This window comes from Pseudomonas sp. H1_G08 (assembly GCF_054681355.1).
In genome coordinates this window covers 4,057,445-4,073,919 of sequence record NZ_CP162822.1, presented here as the reverse complement: position 1 = coordinate 4,073,919, position 16,475 = coordinate 4,057,445, and the positions used below count along the sequence as shown (strand labels likewise).

At 60.8% G+C, this 16,475-nt stretch carries 21 protein-coding genes; 10 read left to right on the top strand and 11 right to left on the bottom strand.

All coding sequences use genetic code 11. The annotated features are described in order from the left end of the window. Window positions 1–337: 337 nt before the first annotated feature. The 8 genes from AB4N85_RS18500 to AB4N85_RS18465 form a co-directional block, all read right to left on the bottom strand. Window positions 338–1,036, bottom strand: a complete 699-nt coding sequence (locus tag AB4N85_RS18500; protein ID WP_042610632.1) for an OmpW/AlkL family protein — start codon at window positions 1,034–1,036, stop codon at window positions 338–340. Between the two features lie 246 nt (window positions 1,037–1,282). Beyond that, the gene (locus AB4N85_RS18495; RefSeq protein ID WP_024014502.1) at window positions 1,283–1,801 is read right to left on the bottom strand and encodes a DUF3299 domain-containing protein; all 519 of its coding nucleotides are present in this window, start codon (window positions 1,799–1,801) and stop codon (window positions 1,283–1,285) included. 11 nt (window positions 1,802–1,812) lie between these two features. After that, entirely contained in the window at window positions 1,813–3,078 is a 1,266-nt protein-coding gene (locus tag AB4N85_RS18490; RefSeq protein WP_252868364.1) for an ABC transporter permease, read from the bottom strand. A gap of 1 nt (window position 3,079) precedes the next feature. Then, a complete protein-coding gene (locus tag AB4N85_RS18485) occupies window positions 3,080–3,790 on the bottom strand; it encodes an ABC transporter ATP-binding protein (RefSeq protein ID WP_076567723.1) in 711 nt (236 codons plus the stop codon). Between the two features lie 139 nt (window positions 3,791–3,929). Further along, the gene (locus AB4N85_RS18480; protein WP_041477685.1) at window positions 3,930–4,523 is read right to left on the bottom strand and encodes a DUF2796 domain-containing protein; all 594 of its coding nucleotides are present in this window, start codon (window positions 4,521–4,523) and stop codon (window positions 3,930–3,932) included. 155 nt (window positions 4,524–4,678) lie between these two features. Further along, the gene (locus AB4N85_RS18475) at window positions 4,679–5,245 is read right to left on the bottom strand and encodes a hypothetical protein (RefSeq protein WP_024014498.1); all 567 of its coding nucleotides are present in this window, start codon (window positions 5,243–5,245) and stop codon (window positions 4,679–4,681) included. After that, a complete protein-coding gene (locus AB4N85_RS18470; RefSeq protein WP_056790741.1) occupies window positions 5,242–6,189 on the bottom strand; it encodes a CHAP domain-containing protein in 948 nt (315 codons plus the stop codon). Before AB4N85_RS18470 ends, AB4N85_RS18475 begins: the two co-directional genes overlap by 4 nt. Further along, window positions 6,186–6,767, bottom strand: coding sequence for a PAAR domain-containing protein (locus tag AB4N85_RS18465; protein WP_225930982.1), 582 nt, complete (start codon window positions 6,765–6,767; stop codon window positions 6,186–6,188). Before AB4N85_RS18465 ends, AB4N85_RS18470 begins: the two co-directional genes overlap by 4 nt. Before the next feature lie 135 nt (window positions 6,768–6,902). On the opposite strand from AB4N85_RS18465, the gene AB4N85_RS18460 reads away from it, so the two are divergent. Further along, entirely contained in the window at window positions 6,903–7,262 is a 360-nt protein-coding gene (locus AB4N85_RS18460; protein ID WP_056790738.1) for a hypothetical protein, read from the top strand. 4 nt (window positions 7,263–7,266) lie between these two features. On the opposite strand, the gene trxA is transcribed toward AB4N85_RS18460, so the two are convergent. The 3 genes from trxA to AB4N85_RS18445 all read right to left on the bottom strand — a co-directional run bounded on the left by trxA (window position 7,267) and on the right by AB4N85_RS18445 (window position 9,436). Beyond that, window positions 7,267–8,139 (bottom strand): thioredoxin, encoded by an 873-nt coding sequence (gene trxA, locus AB4N85_RS18455; protein ID WP_056790736.1) that lies wholly within the window; start codon window positions 8,137–8,139, stop codon window positions 7,267–7,269. A gap of 182 nt (window positions 8,140–8,321) precedes the next feature. Further along, complete coding sequence (locus tag AB4N85_RS18450) at window positions 8,322–8,975, bottom strand: class I SAM-dependent methyltransferase (RefSeq protein WP_460065402.1); 654 nt, start codon at window positions 8,973–8,975, stop codon at window positions 8,322–8,324. Next, complete coding sequence (locus AB4N85_RS18445; protein WP_024014493.1) at window positions 8,972–9,436, bottom strand: YbaY family lipoprotein; 465 nt, start codon at window positions 9,434–9,436, stop codon at window positions 8,972–8,974. Before AB4N85_RS18445 ends, AB4N85_RS18450 begins: the two co-directional genes overlap by 4 nt. Before the next feature lie 128 nt (window positions 9,437–9,564). On the opposite strand from AB4N85_RS18445, the gene nrdR reads away from it, so the two are divergent. From nrdR to AB4N85_RS18400, 9 genes are all read left to right on the top strand, one after another. Next, entirely contained in the window at window positions 9,565–10,029 is a 465-nt protein-coding gene (nrdR, locus tag AB4N85_RS18440) for a transcriptional regulator NrdR (RefSeq protein ID WP_007910946.1), read from the top strand. Continuing rightward, on the top strand, window positions 10,026–11,159 hold the full coding sequence (gene ribD / locus AB4N85_RS18435; protein WP_460065398.1) for a bifunctional diaminohydroxyphosphoribosylaminopyrimidine deaminase/5-amino-6-(5-phosphoribosylamino)uracil reductase RibD: 1,134 nt from the start codon (window positions 10,026–10,028) through the stop codon (window positions 11,157–11,159). Before nrdR ends, ribD begins: the two co-directional genes overlap by 4 nt. A gap of 47 nt (window positions 11,160–11,206) precedes the next feature. After that, window positions 11,207–11,869 (top strand): riboflavin synthase, encoded by a 663-nt coding sequence (locus AB4N85_RS18430; RefSeq protein ID WP_016772981.1) that lies wholly within the window; start codon window positions 11,207–11,209, stop codon window positions 11,867–11,869. 21 nt (window positions 11,870–11,890) lie between these two features. Next, entirely contained in the window at window positions 11,891–12,982 is a 1,092-nt protein-coding gene (ribBA, locus tag AB4N85_RS18425) for a bifunctional 3,4-dihydroxy-2-butanone-4-phosphate synthase/GTP cyclohydrolase II (RefSeq protein ID WP_039761895.1), read from the top strand. Window positions 12,983–13,072: 90 nt separating this feature from the next. Then, window positions 13,073–13,549: a 6,7-dimethyl-8-ribityllumazine synthase gene (ribH, locus tag AB4N85_RS18420; RefSeq protein ID WP_003228649.1), complete on the top strand. Its 477-nt coding sequence runs from the start codon at window positions 13,073–13,075 to the stop codon at window positions 13,547–13,549. Continuing rightward, the gene (nusB, locus tag AB4N85_RS18415; protein ID WP_024014489.1) at window positions 13,546–14,046 is read left to right on the top strand and encodes a transcription antitermination factor NusB; all 501 of its coding nucleotides are present in this window, start codon (window positions 13,546–13,548) and stop codon (window positions 14,044–14,046) included. Before ribH ends, nusB begins: the two co-directional genes overlap by 4 nt. Before the next feature lie 27 nt (window positions 14,047–14,073). Further along, entirely contained in the window at window positions 14,074–15,039 is a 966-nt protein-coding gene (thiL, locus tag AB4N85_RS18410) for a thiamine-phosphate kinase (RefSeq protein WP_256810207.1), read from the top strand. Beyond that, on the top strand, window positions 15,036–15,539 hold the full coding sequence (locus AB4N85_RS18405) for a phosphatidylglycerophosphatase A family protein (RefSeq protein ID WP_039761886.1): 504 nt from the start codon (window positions 15,036–15,038) through the stop codon (window positions 15,537–15,539). The genes thiL and AB4N85_RS18405 overlap by 4 nt, the downstream gene beginning before the upstream one ends. Window positions 15,540–15,564: 25 nt before the next feature. Then, complete coding sequence (locus AB4N85_RS18400; RefSeq protein ID WP_353188145.1) at window positions 15,565–16,302, top strand: substrate-binding periplasmic protein; 738 nt, start codon at window positions 15,565–15,567, stop codon at window positions 16,300–16,302. Window positions 16,303–16,475 lie beyond the last annotated feature (173 nt).

The window sequence follows — 16,475 nt, the reverse complement described above, 5'->3', positions numbered from 1 at the left end:
TCTCCCAGGGGGAGAGGGAACTGACTGAGGTGTTTGTGAGAAGTACGCCGACTTGCGATACCCAGTCGAACTCAGGTTTTGAACAACACACAAATCGGCTCCCTCTCCCCCGGGAGAGGGCTGGGGTGAGGGGCCCGGGCCTCCAACGCCCCACATGACTCAGCACCAAATGAAAAAGGCGCCCTGCAACAGGCGCCTTTTTCACGGCCGGAATATCCCTATTCCTGTGGCGAGGGAATGTTATTCCCCGATCGACTGCGTACGGTCGTCGTCAGGTCTGTGCCTGCCCGCCACCAAGCCTCATTCACCACCACGTGAACGTTCGGTCAAAGTCAGCTTAGAACTTATAGCCCAAACCGACCATGTAGATGAACGGATCGACATCCACATTTACTCGTGCGCGGGTGCCCGGCGCGACGGCGTTGTTCTCGACGGTCGCGCGGGTATCGATATCGATGTAGCGCACCTGGGCGTTGAGCATGATGTTGTCGGTGATCATGTAGTCGGCGCCGACCTGCCAGGCCAGGCCCCAGGAGTTTTTCGCCTTGAAGTTGCTGAAGCCGTTGGCGCTGGCTTCGCTGCCGACGTGTTCGTCGTAGATCCAGGTGTAGTTGATGCCACCGCCGACATACGGCTGGAAAGGCGATTTCGAATCCAGCGGGTAGTAGACGACGCTGAGGGTCGGCGGCAGGTGTTTCAGGGTGCCGAGCTTGCCGTTGGCGGCGGGCAGGGCGGTGCCCTTGAGCTTGACGTCATGCTCGAACGGCGTGGCTGCCAGCAGCTCGATACCGATGTTGTTGGTGAGCATATAGGCGAAGTTCAGACCCAGTTGGGTGTCGCTGCTCATGGTCGCCTTGCCGCCCAGATTGGTGCCGCTCAGCGGACCCTGATCGACCTTGACGCTGGAGCTGTCGGCCTTCGGGTTGACGGTGATCGCGCCGGCGCGCACGAGAATGTCACCGGCTTCGTGGGCGTGGGCGAGCGGGGCTGCGAGCGCGAGGGCAAACAGCGAGGCGCTGAGCAAGGACTTGTTCATGGGGGCTCCGAAAGGACATAAAAATTCGATGTCCTAGGGTACGAAGCCGTCTGATACGGTGTTTTGACTCAGCTCAATGAAACAGTGAAGGCCCGTTTTTTTGTGGCGTTCATCTCGGCCCCATCGCTGGCAAGCCAGCTCCCACAATGATCCCGTTGTTTGTCAGTTTTTTGCTCACCCACATAACCTGTGGGAGCGGGCTTGCCCGCGATGGGGTCTCTGCGGACAATACAATACTACCGGGAATTACTCCGGCAGTTCATACGCATAAATCTTCTCCGCCTCCATCTGATACCCGGCATCGGCCAACTCACTGCTTGAGGCTTTCACCTGCAACGGTCCTTCGACCCAGTACGGCTGATACAGCTCATCAAGCTTCACGCCCAGTTCGCTTTTCACGTGGACGATCTGGTTCGACGGCGGTGGCGGGACGTGGATGCAGGCGCCGAAATACGGCACCAGCAAGAAGTCCGTGGTGCGCCCCTCTTCGCTGACTTCCAGCGGCACGATGTAACCCGGCAGGCGAATGTTCTGCCCGTCGAGGCTTTTCACTACCGGAGCGTTGGGCATGTCCTGCTTGGCCGCCGGCGCGGACTCGGCAGAGAGTGCGTCGCCCATCTTCGACAGGTCGTGCAGCGGGGTCATGTTCGGCACTTCCGGCGCGGCGTCCGGCGGGATCATTTCCGACCAGGTCAGGTCTTTCGGCGCCGCCGCCCACACGGGCAGGGCGACCAGCATCAGCAGCGCAAGCAGGGCGCGGGGCATGGTGAACATCCTCATAAACGGATCGACAGGCCATCGGACAATGATTGGCGATACGCGCGCCAGGCCGGCACGCTGCCCATCAGCAGCGCGGCCGCCAGAATGCCACCGAGCAGCGTCCATTCATACTCGCTCGGCCATGCCAGCGGCAGGTATAAACCGTAATTGGCCTGCACGTACCCTTGCGCAGCGGCGATGCCGACGTACAGCAATGCCAGTCCGGCGATGACTCCAGTCAGCGCCAACGCAAAGGCTTCCAGCACCAGCAGGCTTGCGATGTGCCACGGCCGCGCCCCCACCGAACGCAGAATCGCCATCTCGCGGCGACGTTCGTTGAGGCTGGTGAGAATCGCCGTGAGCATGCCGATCAACCCGGTCAGCACAACGAACAGCGAGACCACGAACAAGGCTTTCTCGGCCGTACTCATCAGGCTCCACAATTCCTGCAAGGCCACGCCCGGCAGGATCGCCAGCATCGGTTCGCCACGGTATTCGTTGATCTCGCGCTGCAAGGCGAAGGTGGAAATCTTGCTGTTGAGGCCGAGCATGAACGCGGTGATCGCTTGTGGCGTCAGGTCCATATTGCGCGCCTGATCAGCGCTGATCCTGCCGTTGCCGCGCGCCGGCACGCCGTTGTGCCAGTCGATGTGGATCGCCTCCATGCCGCCGAGGCTGATGTGCAACGTGCGGTCCACCGGGGTGCCGGTGCGCTGGAGGATGCCGACCACGGTGAACGGTTTGTCGTCGTGTTTGACCAGGCTGATCGCCGCCACGCCGTGGGCCAGTACCAGTTTGTCGCCGAGCTTGTAGTGCAGCGCTTCGGCGACTTCGGCACCGAGCACCACTTCGAAAGGATCGGTGGCAAACGCGCGACCGTCGGCCAGCGCCAGGTGTTGCTGGCGCCCATACTGGTAGTGCTCGAAATAGGCTTCGGTGGTGCCCATCACGCGATAGCCGCGATGGGAATCGCCCAGGGACATGGGGATTGCCCACTTCACTTTCGGGTTGTTAGCGAAGTGTTCAAAGCTGTCCCAGCGAATGTTGTTGGTAGCGTTGCCGATGCGGAACACCGAATACAGCAGCAGGTTCACCGACCCCGAACGAGCGCCGACGATCAGGTCAGTACCGCTGATGGTGCTGGCGAAACTGGCCTTGGCTTCGGTGCGCACGCGCTCGACGGCGAGCAGCAGGCACACCGAAAGAGCAATGGCGAAAGCAGTGAGCAATGCGGTGAAACGGCGGTTGGCCAGGCTGGCCATGGCCAGACGAAACAGATACATCTCAGACCTCGGCGGACGTGGCGGCGCGATTGAGTTCGGCCAGGGACAGATGACGGTCGAACAGCGGCGCCAGGCTCTGGTCATGGCTGACGAACAACAGACTCGATCCGGCCTCGCGGCACTCGGCAAACAGCAGGCGAATGAAATTTTCGCGGGCGTCGTAATCCAGCGCCGAGGTCGGTTCGTCGGCGATCACCAGCTCCGGTTGGCCGATCAATGCGCGTGCGGCGGCGACCCGTTGTTGCTGGCCGATCGACAGCGAGTCGGCGCGGCGGCTGAGGATGCTTTCGTCTTTCAGACCCAGGTGGGCGAGCAACGTGGCGGCGGCTTGATCGACGCTGCCGTGGCGCTGTTTCGCCCGTTGCGCACGCAGTTTTGAAAAATGACACGGCAACTCAACGTTCTCGCGCACCGAGAGAAACGGCAGCAGGTTGAATTGCTGGAAAATGTAGCCAGTGTGATCGACACGAAACGTATCGCGCTTGCCGGCAGAAAGCTCGGTCAGCTCCTGGCCGAGCAGGCGAATGCTGCCCCGATTGGGCTTCTGCACCCCGCCAAGCAGGCCGAGCAGGGTGGTCTTGCCACTGCCGCTGGGGCCTTTGAGAAACAGGGTTTCGCCGGCTTCCAGACGAAACGCCGGGATGTCCAGCAGCGGCGGGTGACCGGGCCAGTTGAAGCCAAGGTCGGAAAGTTCGATGAGTGCTTGGGTCATGGCACCGATTTTCATGAAGTGAACACATAACCCTGTGGGAGCGAGCCTGCTCGCGAAAGCGCTGGGTCAGACACCCACCTGTCAACTGACACGCCGCCTTCGCGAGCAGGCTCGCTCCCACAGGGGATTTCGGTGGATCCTAGAATTTCAGCGCAGCCGATTTCGCCGTCACTTCGGTACCTTGCTGGCCGGTCGCGCTGATTAGTTGTACCTGAATCTTCTGCGTTGCCGGGAAGGTTTTGAAGATGTTGGCCAGATTCAGCGTGTTCAGCGCGCCCGGTGTGGCGCAGCTGAATTGGTAATGCGCGTGGATTTCGCTGTGGTCGTGGTGATGCTCGTGACCGTCCTTGTCCGCTTCATCTTCGTCGTGATCATCGGCGTCCGGCTTGTCGCCGAACAGCGGGCTTTCCAGTTCCTGGCTCACTACCTTGCAACCGGCCGCAGCGGGCAGACTGAACAGGGCCAATGGTTTTTCCAGCTGCGCCCGAGCGGCGGCCACTTTGGCCTTGTCGGCATCCGACGTCGCGGCGTGTTCAAAACCGACCAGATTCATCGCCGGGCTTTCCAGCTCCAGCTCCAGGGTCTGACCATCGAGCGCGGCGTTCAGCCGGCCCACGCCATGTTCGTGAGCGCCGAGGCTGCCGTGCTCATGATCGTGATCGTGCTCATCAACCGCATGGGCAGCGGCCAGCGGCAACAGGGCAAACGGCAAAGCGAGCAACAGACGACGCATGACGGACTCCGAGAAAAATGAAAAGTTTGTTATGTAATCTTATAACGAAAGTGCGCAGAGTGTGCCCGTGCGCTTGAGATTGCGCAAGACATGGCTAAGCACCGCCCGGGATGAGGTCGCGGGCGGTGCTGGGATTGAATGTCATGCTTGCAGAATCAGAAGCCTGCGCCGGGATAGTCGAACCAATAGTGTCCCGAAAGGACATCGTTGATCAGATTTGCGTCGAGCACGCTCGGGGCATCGCGACTGAAACGCTGTCGCCAAGCCGGAAGCCACCAGTAGTTGATGGCTGTTCCGCGCGGAAATACCACCAGAGTCAGCACCTCCTTATCCATTTTGCCCTGCGTGTAGAGTTGATGACTGCGATCCATCAGGGCCATGTACTGGTCGATTGGCAGTCTGAACATAAGTGCCATGGTGAAGATTTTTTCACTCTGACTGAACGCCGGACTCTGCAGTACCCGCAATGCTTCGCAAGTGTGTGAATTCGGTTGACTCGCTATGCTCTGGCCTTCGGGGGTTGAAAGTATGTCGAAACGATCATCCATGTCTCGCCAGTCGGTCCGGCTATTGCGCTCAAAGTAATCACGAATAACAAGGGTCAGTGGACCTGCAGTTTCCCCGTCAGCGGGACAAGCCGAAAGATCGGCAGGCAACCAGATGCGCCATGCCACGATGAGCAAAAACGGAATTATGAGGAGGAGCGAATAAGGGCGTTTCATTGTGGCGTGCTGTGTTTGTAGCGTCGGAAAATAGTGAAGTCATGGTCACTGGGATTTGCATTACCGGTCGCATGGCGAAAACCTGCGTCGTTAACTTCAACTTTTTCCCACCCTGCAGAAATGCATACGCCCTTCGTTAGAACGAAGCCGACATGGCCGCTGGCGTCGGAATAATTCATTGCGTAAGCGCCGACGTCCCCGGGCAACGGCGTGCGCTCGACTTTCCAGCTGTTGAGCAATCGTTGTCCATTCGCCCATTCACCCGCGAGCGGAGGACTAACCTTGGAGAAATATGGCAGGTATTTCGATTTGCCATGTTCAATCAACGCCACGTTGACCCCAATTGCGGTCAGCACGTCGTAGACGAACAGATTGCATTTATTTGTGTTTGGTGGAAATTCCACGCTCTGCCTGAGCGTAGGGTGTGGCAGCGACTTTTTGCTTTTATTCCCTGCCCACTGTGTTGATCCCCGGTGTGACAGCGCCTCCATCAGTATCCTGCGCGGCATGTCCTGAATGACGACTTTCACCGTTCGGGTTTCATTTGTACGTTTCACACCATATTCGACTTCGTAGAACGCGTCGTTCGAGACAGCGCCGCTGGTCGTTAGCGGGACTTTTACCCACGGTGATATCGCTACGATCGAAAGAGACTTCCCTGGATTCAACGTAGCAGTGTGCATACCTTTTTTTGTACCGGAGTTCCCCACAATCTGAACCGTCACTTCGTGGGTGTCTCGGGTTTTGATCGACGGTAGTTCCTTGCCCGCGAGCGTTATAGCGATCTGGCCGTTTTTGGATATCAATGAATAAATGCGAGGCCTGTCATCGTTTTGAACGATGTTGTCATCTACGACCTGACCGTCGATAAGCAGCTGAAATTTTACGCCTGGCGGTGGCTGCATCAGAAAGTCTTTAAAGATGAGTTTGATTTCCGATTTCATGACAAATCCTGTGTCAGGGGCTCTTCATAGGCATAGAAAGTCCATTCGGAATCTTCCCCTACCAACAGGGTGTCGTAATCCGAAGCGTTTTTTACCGGGTGTTCGCAGCCTTCGCCTGTGAGGTTGCAAGTGCTGTCTTGTAAAACGGCAACCTTCGCCTTGTCCTTGAGTTTGTAAGCCAAACCTGGCTTTTCCGTGTCATCAAGGCGTTCGATGATGACCTGCAAGTAGCGATAAGAGGTCAGGGCAGCAATCGGTGGCCCCATGTCAATTGGAGCGGGCCGGCCAATTCCTGCGAAACCACTGTGTTGCTGAGTGAGCAGCTTATTGGTCATGGGCGGACAACCGCAGGCGACGTAGTCACCCTCTAGCGCAGCTGGTCCGGCAGGTAAAATCAGCGTTCTTTCACCCACTGCTACGATGGGGCCTTTGCCAGGCCCACAGACCGGACAACTGGCGAGTTGTCCAATGGAAGCGATTATTCTTCCTTCGATATTGAGGTTCTCATTTCCTTCAAGTATCACGCCACCTGTAGAGGTCGGGCCTCCTTTAGAGGCCAGTTTTCGTCCTGAAGACATTGGGAATCCTTCCCGCAAAAAGAGATTAATTTAGCCGATCAACCGGGAATTACCAGATGTGTTTGGCGCCCTTTACTTGGCGTTGCACAAGTCCCGTGGGAGCATGCAGGTCAGAAAAGTGCAGGAGCGAACTTGATGTTGCGGATACGCGGAACGGTCGGCGAGGTGCCGGTGGATTTGACGGTGGAGCTGGATGACAGCGATTGGGCCAGGCTGGGTTCGGCGCTGAGCGGGCAGGCGCCGGTCGCGCAGTCCGAGGCAGTGGCGTCGGCCCCGGCGGCGAAGCCGGTGAATCAGGACGATGCGCTGTGGCAGGTGGCCAAAGACTTGCTGCGTAAGGCCGGGCAACTCAGTGGACCGGATCTGCTCGATCAACTGGAAGCGCTGACCGGCAGTGCGGTGGCGGGCAAGCGTTTGCTCGTGCGCTTGCGCCACAGTTCCGATGTGAAAGTGGCGAGCGGCGGGGATACGCCGCTCTATAGCTGGATCGGGTAAGGCCTTAATACAGCGCCGCAAACACTTTGCGACGGTAAGCCGTCACCAACGGATGATCATTGCCCAGCAGTTCGAACACCTGCAGCAAGGTCTTGTGCGGCAAGCCTTCGCCGTAGCTGCGGTTGCGGATGAACAGTTTGAGCAAGGCGTCCAGCGCCGCTTCGTATTGCTGGCGCGCCAGTTGCTGGATCGCCAGTTGGTACACCGCTTCATCATCCTGCGGATTTTGCGCCAGGCGGCTTTTCAGGTCGGCGGCGTCCGGCAGGTCGCGGGCGAGGCCGAGGAACTGGATCTGCGCCTTGGCCCCAGCGAGTGCGGCTTTGTGCTCATCGCTCTTGACCGCGTCGAGCACGGTTTGCGCTTCGCCCAGCTCACCGCGTTCGGTCAGGCAGCGTGCGTAAAGGATCAGCGCCCTGGCGTTGGTATTGTCTTCATTGAGCAGGGTCACCAGCGCCGCTTCCGCCTCGGCGAAGTGACCTTCGTCGAACATCGCCTGAGCCTGTTCGAACGGGTCGGCAGCGGCCGGTGGCGGCATCTGCACATGCGGTTCGAGCAGGGCGCGCACGGCGGATTCCGGTTGTGCCCCGGCAAAGCCATCGACCGGCTGACCGTCCTTGAACAGCACCACGGTCGGCAGGCTGCGGATGCCGAAGCGGGCGACGATGTCCTGCTCGATGTCGCAGTTGACCTTGGCCAGCAGCAACTCGCCCTGATAGCTCTCGGCAATGCCTTGCAGCATCGGCATCAACGCCTTGCACGGCGCACACCATTCGGCCCAGAAATCCACCAGCACCGGTTTGTTGAAGGAGGCTTCGATCACCGACTGGTCGAAATCGGCAGTCGTGGCGTCGAAGATGTACGGCGTTTGCTCACTCATGGGGGATCTCGTCAAAGCGTGGATGGGGCAACTATAAGGCTTGGTGGGGGGTGGCCGGAAGCGGGGCGGGTCGAGAGGTGTGTTGCATGGGCGGACGCCTTCGCGAGCAGGCTCGCTCCCACAGGGGATTTATGAACGGCACAGATCCAGTGTGGGAGCGAGCCTGCTCGCGAAGCTTTTAGCTAGCGCCGTGCATGGTAGAGGCTGACATGTCTGAATTCTTCGGGCTCGGCCAGATCGGGGAGGGTCATCGCCTCCAGCATCTCGATCCGTTCATACAACGGATGCCGAAAATCCCGCACCCGTGAATCCGCCACCAGCGCCTCGCGTCCGCGACTGAGAAACGCGTCGAGCAGCGGCAAGTTCGCCCGGTCGTACAACACGTCGGCGACCAGGATCAGATCGAAGCGATCGGCTTCAGCAAAGAAATCCGTCGAGTAGCTCATCTGCACAGCATTGAGCTCGGCATTTGCCCGGCAAGCGGCGATCGCCAACGGATCGAGATAGCAGGCCACCACTTCCAGCGCCCCGGCCTTCACCGCCGCGATACCGGCAATCCCGGAGCCGGCGCCGAAATCCATCACGCGCTTGCCGCGCACCCACTCTGGAAACTGTGCCAGATAACGCGCCACGGCCAAGCCGCTGGCCCAGCAAAAGCTCCAATAGGGCGGTTCATGCAGGATGCGCTGGGTTTCTTCCTGGCTGAATTCGCGGGCCATGTTGTCGCCGTCGATCAACCACAGCTGCAAATCAGTTCCCGGTAACGCGCAGGCTTTCAGTCTGGCGTCGCCGAGCAATTCGCCCAAGGCCTGTTGCAGGTCGAGCGGTGCTGTCATGGCGCTTTGACGAATTGCAGCTGGCCCAAAGCCTGAGTGGTCGGTTGAGTGATGGTCTGCGATGGCAGGTGCAGAATCAGTTGTCCGGACTGGCTCGCGCGACCGCGCAGCTCAACCCGCGCGCCGGCCGGAAATGCCTCGGGGTTGAAGCGCAGGTGAAACGGCAGGATCTGGTTGTTGCCGATCAGGCTGGAACTGGCGAGCAGTTGCTGTGGGCGGTCCTTTTCATCGATTACCAGCAGCGCCAGTTCGACTTCGGCGCCGGCCGGCACCCCTTGCAGGCTGCCGCTCAATTCGCGCTGATGCGCCGGCAGCGGGCCGAGTTCGGCAGCTTCTTTGGCTTTTTTCTGCGCCTGCTGCGGCGCGGGGCCTGGGGTCGGCGGTTGCGGCTTGGGCGCGTCGCTGCCACAGGCCACCAGCAGGCTGAAAAGACTGAGCAGAACGAGCGGACGTAACGGCATTGGAGGCTCCGGCAGAATGAATTCCATGGATCAGACGATCATGCCGTTCTGTATACCGCAAAGCCTATGGCTTGTCTTGCCACGGGGATGCGCTACCATGGCCCTCCCATTTTTTGTTGCCAGCCACCATGCACTGTCCCTTCTGCGGTGCCAACGACACCAAGGTCATCGACTCGCGTCTGGTCGCCGAGGGCGAACAGGTGCGCCGCCGGCGTGAATGCCTGGCCTGCGGCGAACGATTCACGACGTTCGAGACGGCCGAGCTGGTGTTGCCGCGCCTGATCAAAACCGACGGCAGCCGCCAACCGTTCGACGAAGAAAAACTCCGCGCCGGCATGCAGCGCGCGCTGGAGAAACGTCCGGTCAGCGTCGAGCGCCTCGAATCCTCTCTGGTCCACATCAAGCACAAGCTGCGCGCCACCGGCGAACGCGAGGTCAAGTCCCTCGTGGTCGGCGAACTGGTCATGGCCGAGCTGCAAAAGCTCGATGAAGTCGCCTACATCCGTTTCGCTTCGGTGTACAAACGCTTCCAGGACCTCAATGAATTCCGCGAAGAGATCGACCGCCTCGCCCGCGAACCGGTGAAAGAATGACCACCGCCGCCGAGCAGGCGATCCTCGACGCCCATTTCATGGCCCGCGCGCTGGAACTGGCGCGCAAGGGCCACTACACCACCCACCCCAATCCGCGGGTCGGTTGCGTGGTGGTGCGTGACGGGCAGATTGTCGGCGAAGGCTGGCATGAGCGCGCCGGCGAACCTCACGCCGAAGTCCACGCCCTGCGCGCCGCTGGCGAGCAGGCCCGGGGCGCGACGGCGTATGTGACCCTCGAACCTTGCAGCCATCACGGACGCACGCCGCCGTGCGCCGACGCCTTGGTGACCGCTGGCGTTGCCCGGGTCGTGGCGGCGATGCGTGATCCCAATCCACAAGTTGCCGGGCGCGGTTTGCAGCGCCTGGCCGAGGCCGGTATCGCCACTGAAAGTGGGGTGCTGGAAGCGGAAGCACGCAAGCTCAATCAAGGTTTTCTGAAACGCATGGAGTTCGGCTTGCCATTCGTGCGGGTCAAGTTGGCCATGAGCCTCGACGGGCGCACGGCGATGGAAAGCGGCGAGAGCCAATGGATCACCGGCCCGGCGGCGCGTTCGGCGGTGCAGCGTTTGCGCGCTGAGGCGGCGGTAGTGCTGACCGGCGCCGACACGGTGCTGGCCGATGGCGCACGCTTGACCGTGCGCGCGGACGAACTCGGTCTCGACAGTGAGCAAACCGAGCTGGCCATGAGCCGCCCGCCATTGCGCGTATTGATCGATGGCCGCCTGCGAGTGCCGCTGGATGCGCCGTTCTTCAAGGCCGGGCCGGCACTGGTCGCCACTTGTGTCGCGGTGGAAGAGCAATATGCCAATGGCCCGGAATGCCTGATCGTGCCGGGTGCCGACGGCCAGGTCGATCTGCATCAATTGCTTATCGAACTGGCCAATCGAGGCACCAACGAGGTGCTGGTCGAGGCCGGGCCGCGTCTGGCCGGTGCCTTTGCGCAATTGGGTCTGGTCGACGAATTCGTGATCTTCATTGCCGGCAAATTCCTCGGCTCCACGGCGCGTCCGCTGCTCGACTGGCCGCTGGCGCAGATGAAAGAAGCGCCGGAACTGAAAATCACTGAAATCCGCGCGGTGGGCGATGACTGGCGAGTCACTGCGATCCCTGTCCCTTCAGCCCGCGTATAATTCCCGGCCATTGCGTTAGCGCTGGCCTCGTTCTCAAGGAGAACCCCATGTTCACCGGCATCATCGAATCCATCGGCAGTATCCGCGCACTGACCCCAAAGGGCGGTGATGTGCGGGTGCACGTCGCAACCGGCAAGCTCGATCTGAGCGACGTCAAACTCGGCGACAGCATCGCGGTCAACGGCGTTTGCCTGACCGCCGTCGAGTTGCCGGGCGACGGCTTTGCCGCCGACGTCAGCCGCGAAACCCTTGATTGCACCGCCATGAATGACCTGAAAAGCGGCAGCCCGGTCAATCTGGAAAAAGCCCTGACCCCGACCACCCGCCTCGGCGGGCACTTGGTCAGCGGTCACGTCGATGGTGTCGGCGAAGTGGTCTCGCGCAGCGACAATGCCCGCGCCGTGGAATTTCGCATCCGCGCGCCGAAAGAGCTGGCCAAGTACATCGCCCATAAAGGCTCGATCACCGTCGACGGCACCAGCCTGACCGTGAACGAAGTCGATGGCGCCGAATTCATGCTGACGATCATTCCGCACACCCTCAGCGAAACCATCATGGCTTCATACAAGCCGGGCCGCCGGGTGAATCTGGAAGTCGACCTGCTGGCGCGTTATCTGGAGCGTCTGCTGCTGGGTGACAAGGCTGCGGAAAAGACCGCCGGCAGCACCATCACCGAAAGCTTTCTGGCCCAAAACGGCTACCTCAAATAATTCAAAAGAAGGGGGTGCCTTGTGGCGCTCAATAGCATCGAAGAACTGGTTGAAGACATCCGCCAAGGCAAGATGGTCATCCTCATGGATGACGAAGACCGCGAGAACGAAGGCGACCTGATCATGGCCGCCGAATGCTGCCAGGCCGAACACATCAACTTCATGGCCAAGCACGCCCGTGGCCTCATCTGCATGCCGATGAGCCGCGAGCGCTGCGAACTGTTGAAGCTGCCGCTGATGGCGCCACGCAACGGTTCCGGTTTCGGCACCAAGTTCACCGTTTCGATCGAAGCTGCCGAAGGCGTGACCACCGGCATCTCCGCCGCCGATCGCGCGCGCACTGTGCAAGCGGCAGCCGCCAAAGACGCCAAGGCTGAAGACATCGTCAGCCCGGGTCACATTTTCCCGCTGATGGCCCAGGCCGGCGGCACCCTAGCTCGCGCCGGCCACACCGAAGCCGCTTGCGACCTGGCGCGCATGGCCGGTTTCGAGCCGAGCGGGGTGATCTGCGAAGTGATGAACGACGACGGCACCATGTCCCGTCGCGCTGAACTCGAAGCATTTGCCGCCGAACACAACATCAAGATCGGCACCATCGCCGACCTGATCCACTACCGGATGATCCACGAACGTACCGTTCAGCGGATTGCCGAGCAGCCGCTGGACAGCGAACTGGGCCAATTCAACCTGGTGACTTATCGTGATTCGGTGGAAGGCGACGTGCACATGGCCCTGACGCTGGGCACTGTCTGCGCTGAGGAGCCGACGCTGGTTCGCGTGCACAACATGGATCCGCTGCGCGATCTGCTGATGGTCAAGCAACCGGGCCGCTGGAGCCTGCGCGCCGCCATGGCTGCGGTCGCCGAGGCCGGCAGCGGTGTGGTGCTGCTGCTCGGTCACCCGCTTGATGGTGACGTGCTGCTGGCGCATATCCGTGAAACCGGTGAGCAGGCAGCGCCGAAAAAACCGACCACTTACAGCATTGTCGGTGCCGGTTCGCAGATCCTGCGTGACCTCGGCGTGCGCAAAATGCGCTTGATGTCGGCACCAATGAAGTTCAATGCGATATCCGGTTTCGATCTGGAAGTTGTAGAATACGTGCCCTCCGAATAATGACCGGCTGTTTCCGGACTCCGATTCGCGGCAAATAATCACTGAGGGGCGCGTAGCAGACGCGTCCCGGCTCTTTAAGAGAACTGACGAATGACCCTGAAGACCATCGAAGGTACCTTCATCGCCCCCAAAGGCCGCTACGCTCTGGTAGTGGGCCGCTTCAACAGCTTCGTGGTTGAAAGCCTGGTCAGCGGTGCCGTTGATGCCCTGGTTCGCCACGGCGTGAGCGAAAGCGACATCACCATCATCCGCGCACCGGGCGCCTTCGAAATCCCGCTGGTTGCGCAGAAAGTCGCCCAGAAAGGCGAGTTCGCAGCGATCATCGCCCTCGGCGCGGTCATTCGTGGCGGTACTCCGCACTTCGAATACGTGGCTGGCGAGTGCACCAAAGGCCTGGCCCAGGTCTCCATGGAGTTCGGCGTACCGGTCGCGTTCGGCGTGCTGACCGTCGATTCCATCGAGCAAGCCATCGAACGTTCCGGCACCAAGGCCGGTAACAAAGGTGCCGAAGCTGCCCTGTCCGCTCTGGAAATGGTCAGCCTGCTGGCACAGTTGGAGGCCAAGTGATTAGCGACGAAAGCGATCGTTTCAACCCGCGCGATCCGAAACCTGCGGATGCCGGCAAGCCGTCGAAGAGCGCCAAGCGTCGCGAAGCCCGTCAGCTCGCGACCCAGGCGCTGTACCAGTGGCACATGGCCCGGCAATCGCTGAACGAGATCGAAGCGCAGTTTCGCGTTGATAACGATTTCACCGATGTCGACGGCGCCTACTTCCGTGAAATCCTTCACGGGGTTCCGCAGTTCAAGACCGAAATCGACACTGCCCTGACGCCTTGCCTGGATCTGGCGATCGAAGAGCTCGACCCGGTTGAACTGGCGGTTCTGCGCCTGTCGACCTGGGAACTGCTCAAGCGCGTCGACGTGCCTTACCGCGTTGTGATCAACGAAGGTATCGAACTGGCCAAGGTGTTCGGTTCGACCGACGGCCACAAGTTCGTCAACGGTGTGCTCGACAAGCTGGCCCCGCGCCTGCGTGAAGCTGAAGTGAAGGCGTTCAAGCGCTGATCGGCGCTTGAATACTTTTTCTCGGCCATGGGCGAGTTTGAGCTGATCCGCAATTTCTTCGCCGCCGCGCCTTGTGCGCAGGGCGGCGAAGGCGTTGCTCTGGGGATCGGCGACGACTGCGCCTTGCTGGCAGTTCCCGTTGGGGAACAGCTGGCGGTTTCCACCGATACGCTGGTGGCCGGTGTGCATTTCGCCGACCCCTGCGATCCGTTTCTGCTCGGTCAGCGCTCGCTGGCCGTCGCGGTCAGTGACCTGGCCGCCATGGGCGCCGCGCCCGTTGCCTTCACCCTTGCCCTGACCTTACCGACGGTAACCGCCGATTGGCTGCAAGCCTATGCCCTTGGTTTGAACCGCATGGCGCAAAGCTGCGGCGTGGCCCTGGTCGGCGGTGACACCACGCGCGGGCCGTTGAGCCTGACGGTCACCGTGTTCGGCCGTGTACCCGCTGGCCAGGCCTTGACCCGCAGCGGTGCGCAGGCCGGTGATCTGCTCTGCGTCGGCGGCGAACTGGGCAATGCGGCCGGCGCCTTGCCGCTGGTATTGGCTCAACGTGATGCCGAAGCGCATATCGCCCAGCCGCTGCTCGAGCATTACTGGTCGCCACAACCGCAACTGGCGCTCGGTCAGGCCCTGCGCGGCAAGGCCACGGCGGCACTGGACATCTCCGACGGCCTGCTCGCCGATTGCGGGCATATCGCGCTGGCGTCGAAGGTGCGACTTGAGATTGAACGCGAGCGTGTACCGTTGTCGGATGCTTTAGTCGCGTTTCTCGGCCAGCGCGGTGCCGAGCGCGCGGCATTGAGCGGTGGTGATGACTACATACTGGCCTTCACCTTGCCGTCCGCCGAGTTGCCGGCACTGCTGGCCGACGGCTGGCCGATCCATGTGATCGGGCGAGTGCTGCCGGGCCAGGGCGTGGTGCTGCTGGACCGCGACCGACGCGACATCACTCCGCAGATTCGCGGCTACCAACATTTTCAGGAGACACCGTGACAGATCACCCGAAACAGGTTCCTGCCGAATTCGTGCCTCCTTCGGTCTGGCGCAATCCGTGGCATTTCCTCGCGTTCGGCTTCGGCTCCGGCACGTTGCCAAAAGCCCCGGGCACGTGGGGCTCGCTGGTGGCGCTGCCGTTCATTCCGCTGTGGCAGATGCTGCCCGACTGGGGCTACTGGCTGATGCTCGGCATCACCATGCTGTTCGGCTTCTGGCTGTGCGGCAAAGTCGCTGACGATTTGCGCGTTCACGACCACGAAGGCATCGTCTGGGATGAAATGGTCGGCATGTGGATCACCCTGTGGCTGGTGCCGGAAGGCTGGTACTGGTTGCTTGCGGGTTTTCTGGTGTTCCGCTTCTTCGATATTCTCAAGCCGTGGCCGATCCGCTGGATCGACAAGCATGTGCATGGCGGCGTCGGCATCATGCTCGACGACGTGCTGGCCGGTGTGTTCGCCTGGCTGGCGATGCAAGGGCTGGTATGGGTATTCGCCTGATTCGACTCACGTGAGGAACCACGCAATGCTGCGACGCGGGTTGGCGCTGCTGCTTCTGGCTCTGCTGGGCACGTTCGCCCACGCGCAGGCCGCCGCGCCTGTGCCTGCGGTCATCCACCTGGCCAGCGAAGACTGGGAGGATTACACCGCCGCCGATGGCCATGGTCTGGCGTGGGACGTGTTGCGCAAAGTGTTCGAGCCGGCCGGGGTCAAGCTGGATATCCGCACGGTGCCGTACACCCGTTCGATCGGGCTGGTGCAGTTGAAGGAAGTCGACGCGCTGGTCGGCTCCTACCGCGACGAAGCCACGCAGGTGCTGTACCCGCAGTGGAAGTTCGATTCCGATCACATCTACGCGCTGGGCCTGGCCAGCAGCCCGCCGCCGACCCTGGCGACCCTGGGCAGATACCGTTTGGCCTGGGTGCGCGGCTACCGTTACGAAAACTACTTGCCGAACATCCAGCGCTTCAACCAGATCGAAAGGCGCACCGGCATTCTGCTGATGCTCAAGCAGGGGCGGGCGGATTACTACATCGATGCGCTGACCGAAATTGAAGCGGTCGTGCGCGATGCCGCGGATCCCGCGCAGTACCGCTATTCGCATCTGGCTGAGTTGCCGCTGTTTCTCGGTTTCGCCGATACCCCACAGGCTCGCGCCTTAATGGCGCTGTATGACCGGCGCATGGTGGAACTGGTCAAGAGCGGAGAGTTGAAGCCGGTCTTCGAAAAGTGGCAGCAGCCGTATCCGTTCAACCCGAACTGAAGCCGACTCAAATCTCTGTAGGAGCTGTGGCACGCTGCGATCTTTTGATCTTGATATCAAGCCAGATCAAAAGATCGCAGCCTCGTTGCACTCGACAGCTCCTACAGGGACCGGCGGTGCTGGCGGCAGCTGTCATCAAACTTTTTGATGTTTATGCCCGATAATTCAGCCTA